23 protein-coding genes are annotated in these 21771 nt (G+C 45.5%); 16 read left to right on the plus strand and 7 right to left on the minus strand.

The window, feature by feature from the left end:
• The first annotated feature begins 46 nt into the window (after positions 1–46).
• Positions 47–1024: a 4-(cytidine 5'-diphospho)-2-C-methyl-D-erythritol kinase gene (gene ispE, locus QUB06_RS11705; RefSeq protein WP_333435404.1), complete on the plus strand. Its 978-nt coding sequence runs from the start codon at positions 47–49 to the stop codon at positions 1022–1024.
• A 183-nt stretch (positions 1025–1207) separates the two neighbouring features.
• Positions 1208–1573 carry a DUF3082 domain-containing protein gene (locus tag QUB06_RS11710; protein ID WP_333435405.1) on the plus strand — a complete coding sequence of 122 codons (366 nt, stop codon included), beginning with the start codon at positions 1208–1210 and terminating at the stop codon, positions 1571–1573.
• 45 nt (positions 1574–1618) lie between these two features.
• On the opposite strand, the gene QUB06_RS11715 is transcribed toward QUB06_RS11710, so the two are convergent.
• Together QUB06_RS11715 and QUB06_RS11720 are read right to left on the minus strand one after the other, a co-directional pair.
• Positions 1619–2140 carry a DUF488 domain-containing protein gene (locus QUB06_RS11715; protein ID WP_333435406.1) on the minus strand — a complete coding sequence of 174 codons (522 nt, stop codon included), beginning with the start codon at positions 2138–2140 and terminating at the stop codon, positions 1619–1621.
• Positions 2141–2153: 13 nt separating this feature from the next.
• Complete coding sequence (locus QUB06_RS11720; RefSeq protein ID WP_333435407.1) at positions 2154–2951, minus strand: hypothetical protein; 798 nt, start codon at positions 2949–2951, stop codon at positions 2154–2156.
• A gap of 346 nt (positions 2952–3297) precedes the next feature.
• On the opposite strand from QUB06_RS11720, the gene QUB06_RS11725 reads away from it, so the two are divergent.
• Positions 3298–4038 (plus strand): hypothetical protein, encoded by a 741-nt coding sequence (locus QUB06_RS11725; RefSeq protein ID WP_333435408.1) that lies wholly within the window; start codon positions 3298–3300, stop codon positions 4036–4038.
• A gap of 143 nt (positions 4039–4181) precedes the next feature.
• Here QUB06_RS11725 and QUB06_RS11730 read toward each other — a convergent pair whose 3' ends face one another.
• On the minus strand, positions 4182–4343 hold the full coding sequence (locus QUB06_RS11730; RefSeq protein WP_333435409.1) for a hypothetical protein: 162 nt from the start codon (positions 4341–4343) through the stop codon (positions 4182–4184).
• A gap of 90 nt (positions 4344–4433) precedes the next feature.
• Here QUB06_RS11730 and metH point away from each other — a divergent pair, with 90 nt between their 5' ends.
• Positions 4434–7985 carry a methionine synthase gene (gene metH, locus QUB06_RS11735; RefSeq protein WP_333435410.1) on the plus strand — a complete coding sequence of 1184 codons (3552 nt, stop codon included), beginning with the start codon at positions 4434–4436 and terminating at the stop codon, positions 7983–7985.
• A 170-nt stretch (positions 7986–8155) separates the two neighbouring features.
• Here the strand turns inward: metH and QUB06_RS11740 are convergent, their stop codons facing one another.
• Both QUB06_RS11740 and QUB06_RS11745 read right to left on the minus strand, forming a co-directional pair.
• Complete coding sequence (locus QUB06_RS11740; RefSeq protein ID WP_333281880.1) at positions 8156–8779, minus strand: hypothetical protein; 624 nt, start codon at positions 8777–8779, stop codon at positions 8156–8158.
• 263 nt (positions 8780–9042) lie between these two features.
• Positions 9043–9369 carry a YbjQ family protein gene (locus QUB06_RS11745; protein WP_172184303.1) on the minus strand — a complete coding sequence of 109 codons (327 nt, stop codon included), beginning with the start codon at positions 9367–9369 and terminating at the stop codon, positions 9043–9045.
• 150 nt (positions 9370–9519) lie between these two features.
• Between QUB06_RS11745 and QUB06_RS11750 the strand changes: the two genes are divergently transcribed.
• Both QUB06_RS11750 and crtO read left to right on the plus strand, forming a co-directional pair.
• Positions 9520–10620, plus strand: coding sequence for a tetratricopeptide repeat protein (locus tag QUB06_RS11750; RefSeq protein ID WP_333435411.1), 1101 nt, complete (start codon positions 9520–9522; stop codon positions 10618–10620).
• Between the two features lie 430 nt (positions 10621–11050).
• Positions 11051–12748, plus strand: coding sequence for a beta-carotene ketolase CrtO (gene crtO, locus QUB06_RS11755; RefSeq protein ID WP_333435412.1), 1698 nt, complete (start codon positions 11051–11053; stop codon positions 12746–12748).
• A gap of 43 nt (positions 12749–12791) precedes the next feature.
• On the opposite strand, the gene QUB06_RS11760 is transcribed toward crtO, so the two are convergent.
• Complete coding sequence (locus tag QUB06_RS11760) at positions 12792–12950, minus strand: hypothetical protein (RefSeq protein ID WP_333435413.1); 159 nt, start codon at positions 12948–12950, stop codon at positions 12792–12794.
• A 289-nt stretch (positions 12951–13239) separates the two neighbouring features.
• Here QUB06_RS11760 and QUB06_RS11765 point away from each other — a divergent pair, with 289 nt between their 5' ends.
• The 5 genes from QUB06_RS11765 (at position 13240) to QUB06_RS11785 (ending at position 17786) form a co-directional block, all read left to right on the plus strand.
• Complete coding sequence (locus QUB06_RS11765; RefSeq protein WP_333435414.1) at positions 13240–14340, plus strand: saccharopine dehydrogenase NADP-binding domain-containing protein; 1101 nt, start codon at positions 13240–13242, stop codon at positions 14338–14340.
• Between the two features lie 191 nt (positions 14341–14531).
• Positions 14532–14744 (plus strand): hypothetical protein, encoded by a 213-nt coding sequence (locus QUB06_RS11770; protein WP_333435415.1) that lies wholly within the window; start codon positions 14532–14534, stop codon positions 14742–14744.
• Positions 14741–15091 carry a hypothetical protein gene (locus QUB06_RS11775; RefSeq protein ID WP_333103107.1) on the plus strand — a complete coding sequence of 117 codons (351 nt, stop codon included), beginning with the start codon at positions 14741–14743 and terminating at the stop codon, positions 15089–15091. The genes QUB06_RS11770 and QUB06_RS11775 overlap by 4 nt, the downstream gene beginning before the upstream one ends.
• A 287-nt stretch (positions 15092–15378) precedes the next feature.
• Positions 15379–15900 (plus strand): glycine zipper domain-containing protein, encoded by a 522-nt coding sequence (locus tag QUB06_RS11780; RefSeq protein ID WP_333435416.1) that lies wholly within the window; start codon positions 15379–15381, stop codon positions 15898–15900.
• Between the two features lie 551 nt (positions 15901–16451).
• Positions 16452–17786: a hypothetical protein gene (locus QUB06_RS11785; RefSeq protein WP_333435417.1), complete on the plus strand. Its 1335-nt coding sequence runs from the start codon at positions 16452–16454 to the stop codon at positions 17784–17786.
• 373 nt (positions 17787–18159) lie between these two features.
• Here QUB06_RS11785 and QUB06_RS11790 read toward each other — a convergent pair whose 3' ends face one another.
• Positions 18160–18480, minus strand: a complete 321-nt coding sequence (locus QUB06_RS11790) for a hypothetical protein (RefSeq protein WP_333435418.1) — start codon at positions 18478–18480, stop codon at positions 18160–18162.
• Between the two features lie 112 nt (positions 18481–18592).
• On the opposite strand from QUB06_RS11790, the gene QUB06_RS11795 reads away from it, so the two are divergent.
• The 5 genes from QUB06_RS11795 to QUB06_RS11815 all read left to right on the plus strand — a co-directional run bounded on the left by QUB06_RS11795 (position 18593) and on the right by QUB06_RS11815 (position 21710).
• The gene (locus QUB06_RS11795) at positions 18593–19486 is read left to right on the plus strand and encodes an ion channel (protein ID WP_333435419.1); all 894 of its coding nucleotides are present in this window, start codon (positions 18593–18595) and stop codon (positions 19484–19486) included.
• Between the two features lie 79 nt (positions 19487–19565).
• Positions 19566–19892, plus strand: a complete 327-nt coding sequence (locus QUB06_RS11800) for a DUF433 domain-containing protein (protein WP_333435420.1) — start codon at positions 19566–19568, stop codon at positions 19890–19892.
• A gap of 3 nt (positions 19893–19895) precedes the next feature.
• Positions 19896–20237, plus strand: coding sequence for a DUF5615 family PIN-like protein (locus QUB06_RS11805; protein WP_333435421.1), 342 nt, complete (start codon positions 19896–19898; stop codon positions 20235–20237).
• A 6-nt stretch (positions 20238–20243) separates the two neighbouring features.
• Positions 20244–20489: a DUF433 domain-containing protein gene (locus tag QUB06_RS11810; protein WP_445251376.1), complete on the plus strand. Its 246-nt coding sequence runs from the start codon at positions 20244–20246 to the stop codon at positions 20487–20489.
• Between the two features lie 45 nt (positions 20490–20534).
• Positions 20535–21710 carry an exonuclease SbcCD subunit D gene (locus tag QUB06_RS11815; protein ID WP_333435422.1) on the plus strand — a complete coding sequence of 392 codons (1176 nt, stop codon included), beginning with the start codon at positions 20535–20537 and terminating at the stop codon, positions 21708–21710.
• Positions 21711–21771: the final 61 nt, after the last annotated feature.

Here is a 21771-nt window from a genome sequence, read left to right on the forward strand (position 1 = left end):
AATTAATTTCAACCAGGGGTTTATTTCACCTGCGGCTTAATCACCTATGCGTTCATATTCTCTGCTAGCTTCAGCCAAAATCAATCTGTATTTGGAAATCATAGGCGATCGCCCCGACGGATATCACGAACTGGCGATGGTACTTCAAAGTATAGATTTAGCCGATCGAATTGACTTGCGCGCGATCGGTACGGACACGATTCGAGTGCGCTGCGATCACCCGCAAGTCCCTCCTGATAAGAATAACCTCGCTTACCGGGCGGCGGATTTGTTGGCGAAGCAATTCCCCGATGCTTTGGCGAAATACGGCGGAGTCGAGATTGCCATTCACAAGCAGATTCCAGTGGCGGCGGGGCTTGCCGGCGGTTCGGCCAATGCGGCTGCGGTTTTAGTCGGGATGGATTTGCTGTGGCAATTGGGACTTACTCAGTCGGAGTTGCAAGAATTGGGGGGAACTTTGGGTTCGGATGTGCCTTTTTGCATTGGGGGAGGTACGGCTTTGGCAACTGGTCGCGGAGATAAACTGTCGCCTCTGCCTGATTTGGCGGGCTTTTATGTGGTTTTGGCGAAGTACCGCAATCTCAGTATTTCTACTGCCTGGGCGTATCAAACTTATCGCCAGCAGTTCAGTAGTTCCTATTGTGCAGCGGAAGATTTGGCGTGCCGCCGGGAACGGCTGCATTCGGGCCCGATGGTGGGGGCGATCGCCCAAAAAGATCGATCGAAAATTGGTCAATTGCTGCACAACGATTTAGAAAAAGTTGCTTTGCCCGTGTACCCGCAGGTGTTGCAGTTGCGGCAGGCTTTTGAGTCGGCGGGGGTTTTGGGCACGATGATGTCGGGTTCCGGGCCGACGGTGTTTGCGCTGGCGGAGTCTTCAGAGCAGGCTCAGCAAGTTATGGAACGGGTTAAAAGTGCGATCGCTTCTCCCGATTTGGATTTTTGGGTAGCGCAGTTTAGCAATACTGGAATTCAGATTTTTTCGGAGGGAAACGAGACGAAACCGCCGATTTCGAGGGTGTAACTTCAAGAGGGTGCGATCGCGATCGGCCGTTAAACCTGTCTAACAGCCGAGGGTCAAGATGAATCTAACTTTTCGCAGAGTCTATTGAGATCGAAGAACTGATAATATGTCATGCAACACCGATTTTAGTTTTGGTAAATTAACCAGAAATCTAAAATCTAAAATCTAAAATCTAAAATCGCCATGACTGATTTAACTAATCCAAATTCTACTTCTAAACCTCTGAGTTCGGCTGGAGATGCAACCTCTGCATCTTCCACGCAGCCGACGATTTTGCGGTGCGTGATTGGTTCGCTGATCGCGGGCGGGTTTGCGGCGGCTTTGTACGCGCTAACTTTGTCGATCGTCCAAACTTTTGCAAATTCGCCCATTCATTCTGACAATGTGACTGCGATTAATATTGGCGCGGCTGTGCGAACTTTAGTCATGGGGATTGTGGCTTTGGGCGCGGGTGTTTTTGCTTTTGCATCTTTGGGTTTGATGCTGCTGGCTGTGCAACTTGTAATTCAAAAGTTGCTGAAAAAACCCGATAAGTCTTCTGGTGTTTAAGCGTTATGTCTCTTACCAGATAAATATCAGTGCAATTATTTATTGTCACAGCAAGTGCTTAATTGGTAGTGAAACTAATTTGGCTAATTTCTCAGCAACATCTACCCGGTGACATTTATCGGGATTCATTTCAGCACATAACAATAGAACTGTGCCTTGCTGAGTGATTTCTGCAACTTCACCCAAAGCAGCTTTGGCTTTTTTTTGATTGGGCGGTACCCATTTTTGGGTGCCAGATGTATTTCCTAAATCGATTTTGGAAATGTATTCAATGTTTTGTGAAAAGCAAAATTCTTTAATTTTATCCCCATACCATCTGCGAGTCCAAGCGCGAGGATTTTTCCTAACATCAATGACATATTTAATATCATGATTTTGCAGATATGCTAAAAATAAGTCGTAGTTTTTGCGATTTCCATAACCAAAGGTAAAAATGTATTCATTTTCAGGTAGTTCCGATTCATTACATCTCTTACACAAATCTTCAACTTCCTCTTCACTCGTCATGCTAAGAGAAATTTCGGGGGATTGAGAAGATTGATTTTTGGTGCAAATAAGTTGATCCATCGTAATTTTAGAATTAGAACAAGGTAAGCTGAGTATGAGAAACTATGGGCGGATAAAATAAGCCAATTATCATAAAAGTTTTTTTATGGTTTTTTAAGTTTCCTACTATAAAGTATAAATCCTTATTGCCTAAAAATTCAACCTCTAGTTTTTGCCTTACTTTTTCGAGGGCATCATGCTCTTTGGCAAGTGGGGTTAAACTCTGAGATTTATCTCTACATTTCCTATAAAGTTCTTGAATTTCCCAATCACTAATAGTGTAACGATGTTCGTGGCCGTCTTCATCAATAAAATTATACCCAAACTGATATGGAATTTTTTCAAGTTCTATGGTTGGAGCAAACAAATCTAACTGATCGATAACTGCTTGCTGCTTGGGACTCCACTCACGTGTGGTTTTTTTACAGAAATACTTTTTAATAGTTCGTGGCTTTATAATACCAAGAGACTTATCTTGATTTTGTATCTCCCGAATAGAGCTGAACTGTAGTGGTAAAACAAGTTTTTTTCGTTCACTCCAGTTATTACTCGTGTCAATTTTTTTCACAACTTCTATTGATTCATCATCTATCCGAAAACTCTCCAATCTATAATCTTTATCATATCTTTCGATTTTAGCACTTATAATAGACCATCTTGGATAACGCCGATCGAAATCTAATTGTCGAAAGCGAATAGGATAAATACGAACCCACTTAAGTGGTTTTTCTTCCTCATCCAATATAACTCCCGCTGTGCATACTGTTTCTCGGTATTTTCTACTAATCGATGGATATGTTTTAGTTGCTATTAATATTTTTTGGGTTTCCATAATATGTAGTTATGATTTATTTCCCGACAATAGCTAATCATACATTTATGTATACCATAAAGTATGATTTATGGCAATAGCCAAGACATTTTCTATAATGAATAGTAGTATGTCTCAAACGGTTATAATTGAGATTGTGAAGGGAAGGAGCGCTAGGTTGTCGATTTTTGATTAATTTTAGCAGCAACTCTTGACATTGCATACGTTGAAGAGTTATGAGAAACCTCCTTTGCCAGACTATATATGATAAAGTACGCACAACAAATCCTACATTTAAAGATTTAGATCGAGTTTTAACCTTGTTCATGCTATAATTCTGCGGGACTGTAGCAGGAAGGGGTGCTTTTTGATGAAAGCAGAATTTTATTTTGACTGTCACAAATATATTTGCAGTTTAGTTCAAGTTGATTTTGTCAAAGAATTAAAAATAAAAAATCATCAAGGTTTTGTTTTGGCTGTTAAGCAAGGACAAAAGATCGGACTTTTGGGAAAAAGTCGCCATAATGCTAAACAAGTTGATGTATCTAAGCCGCATTTTTATAATGTAATTAAAGCGGCTATGAGCGCTTTGGAATTAGAAACTAAAAATGAGGTGATATTAGAGAGAAATCGAACTCTTGCTGATGCCGAAGAAATGATTCAGCAGCAAAACCGAGAAATTCGCGTTCTCAACGAACAGATTAGAATGCTTGGGACTAAGGTTGATGAATTGTCAAGGGAAAACCAGCAGTTATCTATGCAGCTAGTAGAGAAAGAAATAATACAAAATAAAATTAGTCAAGAAATTGATAACTTTCCTGCTACTGAGGAAGATTTAGTGGCGGCGGAAATTGATCTGGGGATGGGAGAAGTTGAAATTAGTCAAGAAATCGCACAATTTCCGATTCAAAATTATGGTTTGGACGTGCAGTTAATAGAAAATCTACCGGATTATGAGGGAATTGATGAAAAGGAAAAAATAACCGAAAGCGATGTTAAAAGTGTAGATATAGAAAATAGAGAAGAAGTAGAATTTACCGGAGTGGAAAGTGAAATTAAGCGACAGCCTAAAAGAACTCCCAACAAAAGGATGAGAAAGAAATCTTAATGCTTTAGTTCTATAGCAATCCTCGCATCATTTGTGAATTTCTGAGGGAATCCCAGGCGGTTCGGGGAGGGTTGGAGTGGGGTAAAAATTTACGACTCCTGCAAGGATTGCTATATGACTCGTTTAATTGTGGCGATCGCATTTTAGCCAAATTCCTCAACAGTTAAGCGAAAAAATCCCTCACAACTAGCCCGTTTTTCCCCCGCAGCCTCGCCCACCACAGAATTTTGACAATAATCCAGGGCGATCGGTAAAATTATAGGTACGATCGAACTATTGTCAGCAGTATTAAATCCTTCAGTCATTAGTCATTCCCCAACATTCACACAATTGTTGACAATATTGCACAATAGATAAAATTGTAAATATATAGCACCTGCCTTTTTTTACCGCTTATGAATAGCAGATTCCTCGATCGCCTCCACCACCCCTCACGCCCCGTCATCGTCTTCGACGGCGCAATGGGAACCAACCTGCAAGTCCAAAACCTCACCGCAGAAGACTTTGGCGGCAAAGAATACGAAGGCTGCAACGAATATCTCGTCCACACAAAACCGGAAGCCGTCGCCAACGTGCACCGGGGATTCCTCGAAGCAGGGGCCGATGTCATCGAAACAGACACCTTTGGCGGCGCTTCCATCGTTCTCGCCGAGTACGATTTGGCAGACAAAGCATATTATCTCAACAAAACTGCCGCCGAACTTGCCAAGGGTATCGCCGCCGAATTTTCCACGCCAGAAAAACCGAGATTTGTCGCAGGATCGATCGGGCCAGGCACCAAATTGCCAACATTAGGACACATTGATTTTGACACTCTCACCGCCGCTTTTGCCGAACAAGCAGAAGGACTTTATGATGGCGGCGTTGACTTATTTATTGTCGAAACTTGTCAAGATGTGCTGCAAATTAAATCAGCATTAAATGCGATTGAAGAAGTATTTAAGAAAAAAGGCGCGCGAATTCCGTTAATGGTATCAGTCACAATGGAAGCCACCGGCACAATGTTAGTCGGTTCCGACATCAGCGCCGCCCTAGCCATTTTGCAGCCGTATCCCATAGATATCTTAGGATTAAACTGCGCCACCGGGCCCGATCGCATGGCCGAACACGTCAAATACCTTTCCGAACATTCCCCCTTCGTCGTTTCCTGCGTTCCCAACGCCGGTTTACCCGAAAACATCGGCGGCCACGCGCACTACAAACTCACGCCAATAGAATTAAAAATGGCCTTGATGCGCTTTGTCGAAGACTTAGGCGTGCAAGTCATCGGCGGCTGCTGCGGAACCCGCTACGATCACATCCGCGAACTAGCAGAAATTGGCAAAACTCTTAAACCCAAAATCCGCGAAATTACTTGGGAACCATCCGCCGCCTCAATTTACACCGCCCAACCCTACGAACAAGAAAATTCCTTCTTAATTGTCGGTGAAAGACTCAACGCCAGCGGTTCCAAAAAATGCCGCGATTTGCTAAACGCTGAAGACTGGGACGGTTTGGTAGCAATGGCTAGGGAACAAGTGCGAGAAGGCGCGCACATTCTCGATGTTAACGTTGATTATGTCGGCCGCGACGGCGTGCGAGACATGAAAGAGTTAGTTTCCCGCGTGGTGACTAATGCCACTCTCCCTTTAATGCTGGATTCCACCGAATGGGAAAAGATGGAAGCCGGCTTAAAAGTTGCGGGCGGCAAATGTTTGCTGAATTCCACTAACTACGAAGACGGAGAACCGCGTTTTTATCAAGTTTTAGAGTTGGCGAAAAAATACGGCGCGGGCATAGTTATCGGGACGATTGACGAAGACGGGATGGCGAGAACCGCAGACAAAAAATTTGCGATCGCCCAACGCGCCTATAACGCCGCCGTCGCCTACGGAATTCCCGCCGAGGAAATCTTTTTTGACACCCTAGCATTGCCAATTTCTACCGGGATTGAAGAAGACAGAAAAAACGGCAAAGCTACCATCGAATCGATCCGCCGCATTCGCGAAGAATTGCCAGGATGTCACGTAATTTTAGGAGTTTCTAACATTTCCTTCGGCTTGAATCCGGCGGCGCGGCAAGTTTTGAATTCCATGTTTTTGCACGAAGCGATGCAAGCGGGGATGGACTCGGCAATTGTCAGCGCTAATAAGATTTTGCCCCTCGCCAAAATCGACCCCAAACACCAAGAAATCTGCCGTAAACTGATTTACGACGAACGGGAGTTTGACGGGGAAATTTGCGTTTACGACCCCTTGGGCGAGCTGACAACGGTGTTTGCGGGCAAAACTACAAAGCGCGATCGTACAGAAGACGCAAGCCTTCCGGTAGAAGAACGCCTCAAGCAGCACATCATCGACGGCGAACGCATTGGACTCGACATCCAACTCGCCAAAGCATTAGAAACCTATCCGCCCCTCCACATTATCAATACTTTCTTGCTAGACGGGATGAAAGTAGTCGGAGAATTGTTCGGTTCGGGACAAATGCAACTGCCATTTGTATTGCAGTCAGCAGAAACCATGAAAGCGGCAGTTGCCTATTTAGAACCGCACATGGAAAAGTCCGAATCTGGGGACAATGCCAAAGGCACATTCATCATCGCTACTGTTAAAGGTGACGTTCACGATATCGGCAAAAACTTGGTTGATATTATCCTATCAAACAACGGCTACCGAGTGATTAACTTGGGTATTAAACAGCCCGTTGACAATATCATCGAAGCTTACGAAAAGCACAAAGCCGACTGTATAGCGATGAGTGGCTTGCTGGTAAAATCTACCGCGTTCATGAAAGAGAATCTGGAAGTGTTCAACCAGAAAGGAATCACGGTTCCGGTAATTTTGGGCGGCGCGGCTTTGACTCCCAAATTTGTACATGAAGACTGCCAAAATACATACAAAGGTAAAGTTGTTTACGGCAAAGATGCGTTTTCTGACTTGCATTTTATGGACAAACTCATGCCAGCAAAATCTGCTGGTAAATGGGAAGATTTGCAAGGATTTTTAGATGAAATAGGGCCGGAGAATGGGGCGGTTAAAGAAGCTAAAGCTGCGCCAGAAACTTCTGTAGAAGATGCGAAGAAAGCAGACACTCCTGTGGTAATAGATACCAGGCGATCCGAGGCAGTTGCAGCAGATATCGATCGCCCGACTCCTCCTTTCTGGGGAACGAAACTGTTGCAGGGAGAAGACATCCCCTTTGAGGAGATTTTCTGGCACTTAGATTTGCAAGCCTTAGTTGCCGGTCAGTGGCAGTTCCGCAAGCCAAAAGACCAATCGCGGGAAGAATACGACGCTTTCTTAGCTGAGACAGTTTATCCGAAATTGGAGGAATGGAAACACAAAATTATCACCGAAAATTTACTGCAGCCACAAGCAATTTACGGGTATTTTCCCTGTCAAGCTGAAGGCAATTCTTTGTATGTGTATCAGCCAGAAATCATGGATGGCGGGCAAGATGTATCGACACCCGCTGCAACATTCACATTTCCCCGGCAAAAATCGGGGCGCCGACTGTGCATTGCCGACTTCTTCGCGCCCAAAGAATCTGGTAAAATCGATGTATTTCCGATGCAAGTAGCGACAGTGGGAGAAATTGCTACAGAGTACGCGCAACAGTTATTTGCTAACCATCAATATACCGACTATCTCTACTTTCACGGGTTAGCGGTACAGACAGCGGAAGCAATCGCAGAGTGGACTCACGCGCGAATTCGGCGCGAATTGGGCTTTGGTAGCGAAGAACCGGACAACATTCGCGATATGCTGGCCCAAAGATATCGCGGTTCGCGGTACAGTTTCGGCTATCCCGCTTGTCCGAACATGGCGGATCAGTACAAGCAACTGGAATTGTTAAAGTGCGATCGCATCAACCTCTACATGGATGAAAGCGAACAACTTTATCCAGAACAATCAACAACCGCAATTATCACCTATCACGCAGCCGCCAAATACTTCAGCGCTTAATTTATAGGGTGGGCTATAAGCACCTCTCTCTTGTTTTTCTCGTTCATTCTCCTCGTTCCCAGGCTCTGCCTGGGAACGATAAAAAAAATAGTTCACGAATTAAACCAACAAAAAAGCACCTTAAAAAAAGTGCTTTCATGAATATGAAATTTCCGTATCTGACGAAACTTTTATGAGTAATTCCTGGGAGTGCGGGCGCCGGCAGATGCTCCTACCATCGAAGCAACTAAACCCAATAGTGAGCCGAACAAAAACGACCAACCAGCTTTCGCGGCATTACCAGCAATATTGCGAGTATCCTGAGCAGATACGTTAGGTGCTCGGTTCGGCAAATCGACCCCGCCCTGTTGCGCTTGATTAATTGCTTCTCCCGCATTTGCAGCTATGACGCCAAAAGTACCGGCTACGCCATTTGCTAACAGCCAAGAGCCAATTGTTAAGGTAGTTGCCCACAAAATTGCTCCGTTCAAAAGCGCTGTGTTGCGATTCATTGGGCCGCAAGCGCGAGCAGTTACCCAACCGCCAACTGCCAAGCTAATTAACAAACTGATAATTGACCAAATTCCGACGCCGGCACCCACGTCCCCTGAAATACTGCGCGGAGCTCCTGAATTAGCAATGTTGCTCAAGCCGATCGCCGCGCCCAATGCACTTAACACCAGTTGTGTGCCGATCGCAATTACCAAACCTGAAAAAATCGGACCCCAACGTACTCGATCGTGGTATTCCATCACTGAATTTACGACCACGGGTTCGGTACCAACGTTATCTACAGGTCTATTTACGTATGACATAGGTTTTTTTTTCCTCTTAGAGTTGCTTTAATTTTTAACAATCTTTCACCTAAGCATTGATTGTGGCTGAGATTGATAAAAACTATATCTGCCTGGGGAAATAACCAGTCTCTATGTCTGAAGAAATAAACGAAAAAGTCATCAGCCCGCGCGCCAGCCGCTATTAGCTAATGACTGATGACTGATGACTGATAACTTTTTTATCCCGTTAGAAAAGTTCGGGGACGTATACAGGAAATGCGGACGTATACAGAAAATACAGCTTAACGCAATCTTACAGCCGTTCCAACGGCAGTAATCAGCAGCAAAGCCCCGCTAGAGTCTACATTAATCGTGCCGGTGTCAACTTCCACCCCGATTACGGCATTGGCGCCGAGGCGCTGGGCTCGTTTTTCCAGTTCCGCGAGGGCATCTCGCTGTCCTTTGAGAAACACTTCCTCGTAACTGCCGGTGCGCCCGCCGATGATGTCGCGAATGCCCGCGAAGAAGTCTCGCAGGGCATTGGTGCCGTAGACAACCTCAGCAGTTACAATTCCCAGGTAAGATTGAATTTCTGCTCCTTGGATGATATCAGTTGTTGTTACAATCATCAGTTGGCCTCAATCGCGAAAATTTTGAGTGGGTCTTGTTCTGTAGATGTACTACATCTCGTCGCTCAAACATTCCTGGTAAACCCTAAGCTGTCAGCTTAACAAGGTGACAGCCACTCGCTCTTCCATTCCACACAATCTTTGAAACAAATGGCCGTGTACAAACAAAGTCTCTTGGTATTCAGTACGTTGCTAGTAGCAGGATTCGCTGTCGCAGCGCCGCAGATAGCCCTCTCAGCAGAAACAGTCGTTCAAGTCAACCCTCAAAATGATTCAAATTTAGATGCTCTGCTGCGACAAGGGCGCGAGTTGGTAGATTTAGGAGACTACAGTAAGGCGATCGCCATTTATCAGGAAGCAGCGCGTTTAGATACGGAAAACCCCCGCATTTTTTCGGGTATTGGCTATTTAGAAGCGCGTCAGGGCAATTATCAAGCCTCAGTAGAATTTTACCAACAAGCGATCGGTCTGGAACCCAACAATGCTGACTTCCAATACGCATTAGGATATGCTATGGCGAATTTGCAAAACTATCCCGCAGCAGCCACAGCTTACCGCCGCGCCGCTGCGCTCGATCGCAAAAATGTCAATGCTCGGATCGGTCTCGGAGTGGTACTCTTTCAGCAAAAAGATTACAGCGGTTCTTTTAAAGCATACCAAGAGGCGATCGCCCTCGATCCGAAAAATTGGCAAGCTTATTCTTCAATGGGTTTAGTATTGATCCAGCAGGGAAATTTTGCCAGTGCTGTCACCGTACTCCAACAAGCAGCCGAACTCGCTCCCAAACAAGCCGGTGTCCAGTTAAAATTAGGTACTGCTTTGCTGCGTGCCGGCTATACTTCCGAAGGGCTAGCAGCTTTTGAAGAAGCTGCCAAATTGGAGCCCCGGAATCCAGAAGTGCAGCTAGAAATTGGCGAACTTCTCCAGGCTCAAAACGACTTCGACGGAGCGCTTGTAGCTTATCAGCGGGCTATTGCGGTGCGACCCAATTTAGTGGAAGCACACGCAGGAATCGGGGAAATTCAACTGAAAAAACAAGATTTTTTAGGAGCGATTGCCACTTTTAGGCGAGTGATTGCGCTCGATCCAAACCGGGCAGAAGCTTATTACAATATGGGTACGGCACTCAAAGCGCGCGATCGCAAATCCGAAGCAATTGAAGCTTTTCAAAAAGCCCTCGACACTTACCGCCAGCAAGGCAACAATGATGGTGCAACAAAAGCTGAGGCGGCGCTTCAGCAACTAAAGTAAAATGTCTCAATGTACTAATTGGTAATTGGCTAGCAGTTTTGAGTGTGGAGTAACTAATTTTCCTAGGGCTTAACTCGTTCCCCTCGCCGTGTTGCCAGGAAAAAAACCTCTCAAAACTGTTTCTATTCCCTATTTCCTATGCCCCCTTTCCTGTTCCTTCTTCCTTGTTACTTGTTTCGTTAACTTTTTAATTGAATGCAGATAAATGTGGCTAAATAGAGTACAATATTCCCGCGATTTGAGAAGGGTGAGCGCTCGGTAAAATTAAGAAGAAATAAGGCGATCGCACAACAGCATTTTGTCAAAGCTCCATCTTTTGTAAGATGCTAAAAAGGCTTACTGACAATGAATCTATTACTATTGGTAGAGACGGCTAAGTTGTTAACATTTGTAAAATTAAGCAAAATATCCTATCCCTAGAACTTCATCTATGCAAACGTATGATGTCATTATCATAGGCGCAGGTCACAACGGACTCGTCTGTGCCTCTTATCTCCTCAAAGCGGGATATACGGTCCTGTTGTTAGAAAAACGTTCGGTTCCTGGGGGCGCGGCAACTACTGAAGCTGCGATTCCCGAATTGCCGGACTTTAAATTCAATATGTGCGCGATCGACCACGAATTTATCCATTTAGGGCCAGTTGTAGAAGAATTAGAACTGGAAAAACACGGTTTAGAATATCTTTTCTGCGATCCAGTTGCTTTTTGTCCGCATCCCGACGGCAAATATTTCTTAGCGCACAAATCTGTAGAAAAAACTTGTGCTGAAATTGCCCGCTACAACGAGCGCGATGCTAAAAAATATGCAGAATATACAGACTTTTGGCAGCGGGCTTTAGGTGCAATGGTTCCGATGTTTAATGCGCCACCAAAATCCATCATAGATATTCTGGGCAACTACGATATTGCAAAGATCAAAGATTTATTGTCAGTCATCGGTTCCCCCGACAAAACGCTGGACTTTATTCGCACGATGCTCACCAGCGCTGAAGACATTGTAAACGAGTGGTTTGACGAGGAATTTATCAAAGCACCCCTCGCAAGATTCGCCTCAGAACTCGGCGCCCCTCCTTCGCAAAAAACCCTGGCTGTAGGCGCAATTATGCTGGCAATGAGGCACAATCCCGGCATGGCAAGACCGCGCGGAGGGACGGGTGCATTAGTGCAAGCGCTGCTTAATGTAGTGAAAAAATACTCGGGTGTGGTACTTACCGACCAGCACGTAGAGAAAATATTAGTTGATGATGGTCGCGCTGTGGGAGTTCGAGTTGCCGGCGGCACGGAATACCGCGCTACAAAAGGTGTCATTTCTAATATTGATGCTAAGCGCTTGTTTCTGCACTTAATGGACTCGAGCGATGTTGACAGTGCCGACCCGGATTTGCGGGAAAGATTGGAGCGCAAAATTGTTAACAACAACGAGACTATTCTCAAAATAGACTTAGCTCTCAATGAAGCGCCTAGATTCGAGCGCTGGAATCATCGGGACGAATATTTAATCGGGTCGGTTTTAATTGCCGACTCGGTGAGACACGTTGAAATTTCTCACAGCGACCCTTCAATCGGCAGAATCCCCGACTCTGACCCATCGATGTATGTGGTGTTTCCGACGGTACTAGACCCCTCAATGGCTCCCCCCGGACATCATACGGCTTGGATTGAATTTTTTGCTCCTTACATGATCGAAAATGCTGAAGGAACCGGCCAGCACGGTACGGGTTGGACGGATGAGCTGAAAAACAAAGTTGCCGATCGCTGCATCGATAAATTAGCAGAATACGCACCCAATATCAAAAATGCAATTATCGGCCGCCACGTGGAAAGTCCGGCGGAGTTGGGAGAGCGTTTGGGCGCGTTGAAGGGAAATTATTATCACGTTGATATGACGCTAGATCAGATGATATTTTTCCGTCCTTTACCGGAGTTGGCTAATTACAAAACACCGATCGACGGTTTGTTCCTCACGGGGGCGGGAACGCATCCGGGTGGCTCGATTTCCGGGATGCCGGGACGCAATACCGCTCGCGTTTTCATGCACTCGCAGCAGCCTTTCGCCCAGACTTTCGCAGATGCGGCTAATACTCTGAAAGCGAAGGGTAAGTCGGTATTTCGGAGTAATGAGAAGTAAGATTTTTAGCAACTGCAGATGAACGCAAATAAACGCAGATGAATCACATCTGCGTTTGTTTGTATTGATTTATCAGCGTGCGAGTGCGAGAACTTTTTATGGTTAGATTTCCTGTGGAGGGAAAACGATTTGCGCTCGCCCTCAATACCTTTTCTAAATCTTGTGCATCTTTCGCGATCGGTGGCGGCGGTTCCCGTTCCATCAAACCTGTTAAAATATTTTTGCATCACAGAGCGTATTCCATCGATAAAATTTTCAATATTAGAAGAACAAGTTAACGGTGAAGGCATTTTTTAATTTAGCGTCGCAGCCAAAACTCTAATGAAAGCAGAACAGGCAAGTCGCTGGTAGAAGTCGCTCCCCATCTGCGGATCGGGGCATCGCTGCCGATCCCCCAGCCTCTGGCATTCTCATAAATTCATACTTTATGCGGATGAAAAGAACTACCCAAACTTGAGACACTTAAACCTGGCGTTACCCTTTTTTGAGCCATGGCAAACCGAGTTTTGATTGTCGGCGGGCGGGGACGAATTGGCAGCAGCGTTGCCCAAGACCTTGTTACCCATACCGATGCAGAAATTACTATTACCGGACGCAACCCTGAAGGCTCTATTACGCCGGAATTGCCACCGGATAGGGTGCAGTATCAAGCTTTAGATTTAGCAGACAGTGCAGCCCTGCACCAAGCGGTTTCATCCTCTAATCTCGTCGTTCACTGTGCCGGGCCTTTTCACTACCGAGACGCTAGTGTATTAAAAACTTGCATAGAAGCAGGTGTTAATTATACTGATGTCAGCGACAGCCGCAGTTTTACTCGCAGAGCTTTAGAATTGCGCGAAACTGCTAAAAATGCTGGGATTACGGCTATTATTAATACGGGGATTTTCCCCGGTGTGTCTAATAGCATGGTGCGCCGAGATGTGGAACAATTAGATGAAGCAGAACACATCCATTTGAGTTATGTAGTCGGAGGTTCTGGCGGCGCTGGCGTTACCGTCATGAGAACTACTTTTTTAGGCTTGCAAACCCCTTTTGAGGTTTGGGAAGACGGCAATTGGCAGCAAGTAAAACCCTACAGCAAGCGCGAAACAATTGAATTTCCCGCGCCCTACGGCAAAACAGGGGTGTACTGGTTTGATATGCCGGAAGCAATCACTTTGCCCGAAACTTTCCCGGTCAAATCAGTTGTGACTAAATTCGGCACGTCTCCCGACCTTTACAATCACCTTACCTGGTTTGTTGCCAAGTATTGGCCCGCTAGCTGGCTCAAAAATAACTCCGTGATTGAATTTCTCTCCTACGTCAGTTATGGGATGACCAGTGTTACTAATAGTTTTAGTGGGGTTGGTGTGGCAGTGCGATCGCAAGTGACCGGTCTCAAAAACGGTCAACCCGCTAAAGTTTGCTCGACAGCGATACACCCCAGTGCTGCCGTCGCTACGGGCATCGGTACTGGCAGCATAGCTCAATTAATGTTAGAAGGAAAGCTGGAAAAACCTGGCGTTTGGTCGGTAGAGCAAGCTCTTTCTACCGAACTATTTGAACAAGCGATGCAGAGTCGCAACCTCGATATTAATCAAGAAGGTTTGTAACTTTTGGCTTTAAATCCGTTAGGATGTTTCTCCAGTTGCGAATAACTGAAATGGGGTAGCAATCTCAATCAGCCTTTCATAAACAGGCTTTGGGGTCTGTTATCCAAGAAAGTTTATTTGTTGTGGAACGCGCACTCCTAGCCTGTTAGTGAGCATGGTACGTGATGTGAGGAATTTTCTATTGAGAAGCGGTGAGAACTAATCTATCTTTTGGTAGAAGTAAAGTTAACGAGCAGGCGTTTAATATATTTCACAACACGGTAAATCTCCCTTTTCGCTGTATCTGGGTGCAGCACTTGCAACAAAAGTTGCCCCGATCGCTAAATTTTGAAATGTGCGATCGCAGTGAAGGGGCGACAAACACCATAATTTTTGCGGAAAAATACGAGGAGAAGTTGATATGAAGCGGGTTTTAAAAGCTCTCGGACAAACATTGAGCCAAAGCATTTTGCTGGTATGTACGCTGGCTTTCATTGGTCTGCTAAGTCTAGCGGTAGTACCCAGTCAGGCTGCTTACGCAGGTCAAGACAGAACTCAGGCGCCGCCAGAAGCTAAAATTACTGACCCCGCAGAAAGTTTCGAGGATCTCAATCCCCAAGCAGCTTACGAAGAAATAGTCAAAACCTCTCAAAATCCTGCAAAGGTAGAGAAAGCTTACGACGAAAGCTTAAAGGAGTACAAGGGAGAACACCCGCAAGAAGGCATAGTTCAAAAAGCTGAAGATTTGATCGAAAAGGTCACGGGCAACTAATTAATCAAGAGATTTAGATATAACTCAAGTTGCTGGTAAATACACAACTTCACTGAGTACACAATTGAGCCGATCTCAGAACTCAGTTGAACATAATTATCTAGGGTGCGCCTCGGCGCACCTTATTGCTTGAGAGTAGCGTGTAAAACTCGTTTTTGAGTCGAGAAGTATGTTCTCATTTCCCTCGTTTTTCAGCTAGCAGGTTCATCCTCAAGGCAGATGAATAGATATGAATTTAAAAGGTAAATTTAATAATAGTTACATTTAGATAAAAGGAAAAAAATATCATGAGCGATGACAAAAAAACGGTACATGAACCTGATGCTAACCTAGACCCGATTTCCGGGGAAAAGGGAGCTCATCCAGTCGCAACGGGTATTGGTGCGGCGAGTGCGGGTGCTGCGGGTGCTGCGATCGGCGGTGCCATCGGCGGGCCTGTAGGAGCTGTTGTGGGCGCTGTTGTGGGTTCGTTTAGCGGCGGTTTGGTGGGCAAAGAGGTGGGCGAGGCGATCGACCCCACGGTAGAAGATGCTTACTGGCAAAGCAACTACAGTTCCCGTCCTTACGCCGACACGAGCACAACTTACGAAGACTATCAGCCTGCATACCGCACTGGTTATGAGGGATACAGCCGCTATGGCGCTACTGGTAAGAAATACCACGAGATCGAACCGGATTTGCAGCGCGACTACGAAACAAATCGCGGTAAGTCTAAAGTGAGTTGGGAAAAAGCTAAGCACGCCACGCGCGACGCTTGGGATCGGGTGGAACGCGCTGTTCCTGGTGACATTGACAAAGACGGCCGCTAAGGGCTTACGCCAAGTATTTCTCTGTCTGGGAGACACACAAACTCAAGCGTTCCGGTTATTTTTAGCCGGGTACCGGAATGCAGGGAAGTGTTTTGATAAAAAAACCCGGTTGCTGCGTCTTGGACTGTTGTTGATAGGTTGCACAGTTTTAAACGCGAGATTAGCGAAGTTTTTGGGGATTTTCAGCCCCTCTCTACATCGGAGAGGGGTATTTTTAGGTTAAGTTGAAATCGCATTTTTCAGCACGATTTTTCTTTCACAGGGCTGTTCGCTGTGAGAACTCGCTATAGACGTATAGGCTTTGCTGTGCGGGACGATCGCACTCGTAATAAACGCTTTTTACAAAATCGGGATGCTTCGGTTGGAGATGGGCATTTTTTTTTGACTATTAGCCTTAAAATTAAACTAATTCAGGACTGAGGCATCGATCGCATATTTTTGTCAGTGTTCGCGATGCGCTTTCTTCAATCGCAGCCGGATCGTAAAGCGTCGGTGGCTTCCAGTCCGATAATTGTTAATCTAAATCCTCTCATTCAAAATTGGTATTACTTGTGGATGAAATGTTGGAAAGAGCTTGGACACTCAAGCAAAATTTAATTGATTTTGTGCTGGATGCTGAAGGAGAGTTGGCGGTAGCTTTGGAAGCTTATGCTGCTGCTCGCTCGACCGGCGAGCGCTACGATATTGCTCAGCAAAATCAAGTGATTGACAGTTTTACCATCGAAGGTAAAGTCGGAGAGAAAACGCCGATCGACCTATTTGTCGAAAGTCAGCCGGATTTAACCGAGAGCGATCGTAGCTTGCTGGAAAGTTGGGAGCACAGAAGCTTCGCTGGCTTATTTGAAATCACTCAACTTTTCCCCGACAGGTTTGAACTGATGAACTGGCTGACGGCAAAGCACTACGTTGTCAAGCCCAACAGTCCTAATTTTCTTGCAGAAATGTCTCGCTTTAAGTTAGGAGAAATCTTGCGGGCTCGGATTTCTCCCCTTACCGATGACTGGTGGATACTTTCGAGCTCTCCCATCCTGATGGGGAAATTGGGCAAGCCGAAGTTGGCGGTGGCGATCGGCAATTTCAAGCAAAATCAGAAAAATAACCTGTACAGCGATGCGCCGGAATTGTTAGAGCAAGCTTGGCAGTCGGTAGAACACTACCACGAAGATTTTACCGAATTTTTTGGCAGTGAGGAAGTAACGCTATCGGGATATCACTTAAATAAACAGTTGGCTGAATTTCAGGAATTTATCACTAAAAAACACCTAGCTGATATCGGCGTTGATGGAAGTAAATCTCTGGCGGATATCGTTGAAGATGCCGGAGTCGATCGAGAAGAAGTCAAAGCAGCAGCCATCGCCGCAGCAGGTGCGGATGCTAACGCAGTTGAGGTAATGCTCGACAGCAATGCTAGTTCAAAAATGGTAATGCCGAAAGTCGAATTGCCCGATCGCTTCAAGAAAGCCGAACAGGTGACAGCACTTTCTCATCCTCGCTGGGGACAAACCTTTTTGTCTACCTACGCTCAATTTACTGCACTGCTAGCAGCCGAAGACTTTTCAACCGTTCCCGGTTACGAAAAGCTGGTGCGTAACTATCTAGAAGATCCTGGAATTAATGCCTGGATTTGGCAGCGGTTAGCTAAAGTTAATCCAGCGAAATTAGAACAAATTTTGCAAACTGTATTGGGACGCACCGACTTTCAGATCGATCGCGATTTAGATGCCCTGCTGCAAGAGTTTAAAAAACCCTTAGAACCCGAACTCCCGGAAATTGCCAGCGTTCCCGTGCACCTGCACAACTTATTTCAGGAAGCTTTAGGCGAAGTTAATAAGTCAAAGTCTAAACCGCAGGAGAAAAAGAAAAGCTCTAAAGGCTTTAAATCCTAAGCAACCGAGTTTCTGGCATACTGCTGTGCCCTAATGCGCCGGCTTGGCCAACGGATACTCGATGAGATGGCCGCAGCCCAGGGACAGCAGAAACAGAGTGGCAATTTCAAGTATCAGTGCGATCGACCCTAGCCATTTTGGGCGCGTTAGTCTGCATCCCTCACATCATGAAAAAGTGAATCATACTAAATCCGATTAACGTTTAGACGCCTCTGGACTCGGCGATTGAAATCGCTACTACACAAACTAAGTCCGCCGACGCGGACTAAGAGATAAAGGGGGTATTTAACCCACGTAGGTGGGTTTTGTTTGTGTAGGCGCGGTTTCCAACCGCAGGCTACCCGCAGGCGCGAATTTTCTTCCCCTTTCCCCTTCAATCTTCAACTTGTCGGACAGCCATGCGTTGCAGCGGCAGGCTGAGTATGCTAGAAGCAGTCAACAAGTAAGAAAGAACCGTAGTCAGCTTCAAACTGAGCAATAACCAGCTATCTTCTGGTAGGTGAAGTTTCAGCCCGAAAAAAGAGATGCAGTACACTATCCAGTAAGTAAAGCTCATCTTGATTAGGATTTCTTCGCTCAAAGTGCGAGCGTCCGTTGGCTGCGAGTCACGATTATCACCCAGCAGGACTAGACCCGCAATAGATGCCACAAAAGAAACCATAACGAGATAGTCATGCCAGTTAAGCTCAACCATTTCTAAACTCCGCTTTTATCCGAATATTTGGAATCAGACATCAGTCTAAAGGATAAGTTTTCCCGGTCAAAGCAATAGTTACAAATTGAAACAGCCGCAGTTACAAATCGCAATGAAAATCAACCGCAAGCACCAGCCACAGGCTCGTTTAGTCAGTCGCAAAGGACAATTGCCCTTAAATATTGTCAAGTTGGGAGTACCTCGCCTGCATTTTGCCGACCTCTACCACAGGCTGCTAACTCTTTCTTGGCCGCGATTTTTCATCCTCATTTGTCTCTCCTATATAGTCACAAATTCTTTATTTGCTTTAGCTTACTTGGCGGGAGGAGATTGCATTGCTAACGCGCGGCCGGGTTCTTTCCCAGATGCCTTTTATTTCAGCGTGCAAACAATGGCGACGATCGGCTACGGCTCTATGTATCCGCGCACGGATTACGCTAATACTATAGTCGCGATCCAAGCGCTTTTTGGTTTGTGGGGAGTCGCGATGATTACGGGACTGGCTTTTGCTAGATTTTCTCGACCAACAGCTAGAGTTATCTTCAGCCGCGTAGCTGTGATCGCTCCTTTCAACGGCGTTCCGACTCTGATGTACCGCACGGCAAATCAGCGTTTTAACCAAATTTTAGAAGCGCAGCAGCGAGCTACTTTGATCCGTGACGAGGTAACACCGGAAGGAGAATTTATGCGGCGTTTTTACGATTTGCAATTGGTGCGAAGTCACTCTCCCGTTTTTGCATTAACTTGGACGGTTATGCACGCAATTGAGGAGAGCAGTCCTTTGTACCAACTTACTGCCCAAGACTTGATGGAACAGCAAGCGGAAATTGTAATTACGTTAACAGGAATTGACGAAACTGTTTCGCAAACTATTCATGCGCGACATTCTTTTGTGGCGTCGGAAATTATGTGGAATATGCGGTTTGTAGATATTCTTTTGAAATCGGCGACGGGAGGGCGGGTGGTTGATTATACTCGGTTTCACGATGTGAAGCCTGTTGAATGAAAGTTTTGATTTAGCCACCAGTGCTAGAATACCTGTATGGTAAAAAAAATTAATATTCATGACCTCAATAATTACAAACATGACACTGAAAGAATTGCAACCGCAACTCTTGGCTTTAACTCCCGAAGAGAAGGCTCAAGCTATAGAATTACTAGCCCAAAGTTTAAGAAAATTTTGGTCTGGAATTCAAAAGACTCCGGGCGTGTGCGGCGGCGATGCTTGCATCAGAGAAACGCGAATTCCTGTTTGGGTGCTGGTGAATGCTCGCCGTTTAGGTATTTCTGAAGCTGAACTCCTAGAAGACTATCCGACTCTGCGTGCCGCTGATTTGGCGAATGCTTGGGCTTATGCTGAGGCATATCCTGATGAGATTGAAATAGCAATTCAAGACAATGAGGAAGATTGAAAAGTGGCGCGTTTCTATGCAGATGAACAATTTCCGAAGCGGGTTGTGGAATTGTTGAGGGCTTTAGGTCACGATGTCCTTACCGTACAGGAAGCAGGAAATGCTAATCAAAAAATTCCTGATGAAGAAGTGTTAGCTTTTGCAGTCAGTATTGACCGCGCTATTTTAACGCTCAATCGCCGTCATTTTATCAGGCTGCATACATTACAACCCGACCATGCTGGTATCATTGTTTGTAAAGATGATTCAAATAGGGATCTGTTGGCTTTACGCATTAATGAAGCTATTGCTAATCGAGAATCAGTGAGAAGTTTACTGATTCGAGTTAACCGTCCTTCGGAGTGAGTAGAAGTGATAGAATACCTTGGGTCTGGAATTCAAAAGACTCCCGGTGTCATGGGTGGTGCCGCCTGTATCCGAAAAACGCGGATTCCTGTTTGGCTGTTAATAAGCTATCGCCGTCAAGATGCCACCGATGCTCATATTTTAGAAGGTCATCCCGATCTCTGTGCAACAGATTTGGTGAATGCTTTTAGTTATGCTGAGGCATATCGTGATGAGATTGAAACAGCCATTCACGAAAATGAGGAAGATTGAAAAGTTACAGGTTTCTATGAAAATAAACAAAAAACTCCTTGTACTATGCGAATAATTCATACTGCTGACTGGCATTTAGGGCGACGTTTTCGAGGGATCGATCGCACTTTTGAAATTGCGATCGCCCTCGAACAGATTTTGAAGCAAGCAAAAGCCTTGGATGTCGATGCTGTGCTCGTTGCCGGCGACATTTTCGACGTGCCCAACCCTCCCGCTTACGCCGAACGCATTGCTTATAACTTTTTCTGCGAACTCCAAGCAGCCGGAATTCCCGCAATTGCGATCGCCGGTAATCACGATTCCGCATCCCGCATCGACAGCATCGCGCAATTGCTTTCCCTCGCCGGTGTGCGCGCTTTAGGCAAACCCAGGCTTTCTGCAGACGGCGGCACGATTACTCTCAATACAAAAAGCGGTAAACTTTGTGTGGGAGCGATGCCTTTTGCTTCCGAACAAAGACTGTTAGATGCTAATTCTCTCTGGCAGTCTGGCGATGCCGATCGCCGAAAAGACTACCGCGAAATAGTAGCATATTTACTCGAAGATTTAACCAGAGAGTTTAGAGACAATACTGTCAATATTCTCATGGGACACATGAGCATTGACGGCGCTCGCTTGGCCAAATCTGAAGCCGCTTATTACACGCGAGAAAAATACCTGCTGTCCTCGCAAACTCTGCCGCCGGAAGCTCAGTATGTTGCCCTCGGACACATCCACATTCACCAGCGAATTTCTGAGACTTCTCCCGCTTATTATTCCGGTTCTTTGATTCAGTTAGATTTTGGAGAAGCGGAACAGGAAAAAGGATTTTGCTTGATAGAAGTTGAGCCGGGAAGTCAGGCCAAGGTGGAATTTAAGCCTGTGGCTTGCCACAAGCCCTTAAAAGTGCTTAAATGTCATAACGACAATCTGGATGAAACTTTACAAGCTCATCAGTATCATCCGGGTTTCTTGAAAGTAATTGTAGAACTGGACAGTCCGCAAATCGGACTTGCCGATCGAGTGCGCCAAATTTGTTCTCAAGCGCTGTTAATTGAACCGCGCTATCCAGATGCAGCGCTAGAAGCAACCGAAATAACTAATATCGATCCCAATAATTTCGATCCGGCAGCAGAGTTTTGCAACTATTATCAAAACCGATTGGGAACGACACCAAAACCGGCAGTATTGGAGGAATTTAAAAATTTGTACAAGAAGTTTAAGGAAACAGTTAACAATTAAATGGGTAAAAAGATACAATCCAAAATCCAAAATCTCAAATTTCAAATAGTGTTAAGACTGA

Source organism: Microcoleus sp. D2_18a_D3 (assembly GCF_036702455.1).
Classification (GTDB): Bacteria; Cyanobacteriota; Cyanobacteriia; order Cyanobacteriales; family Microcoleaceae; genus Microcoleus.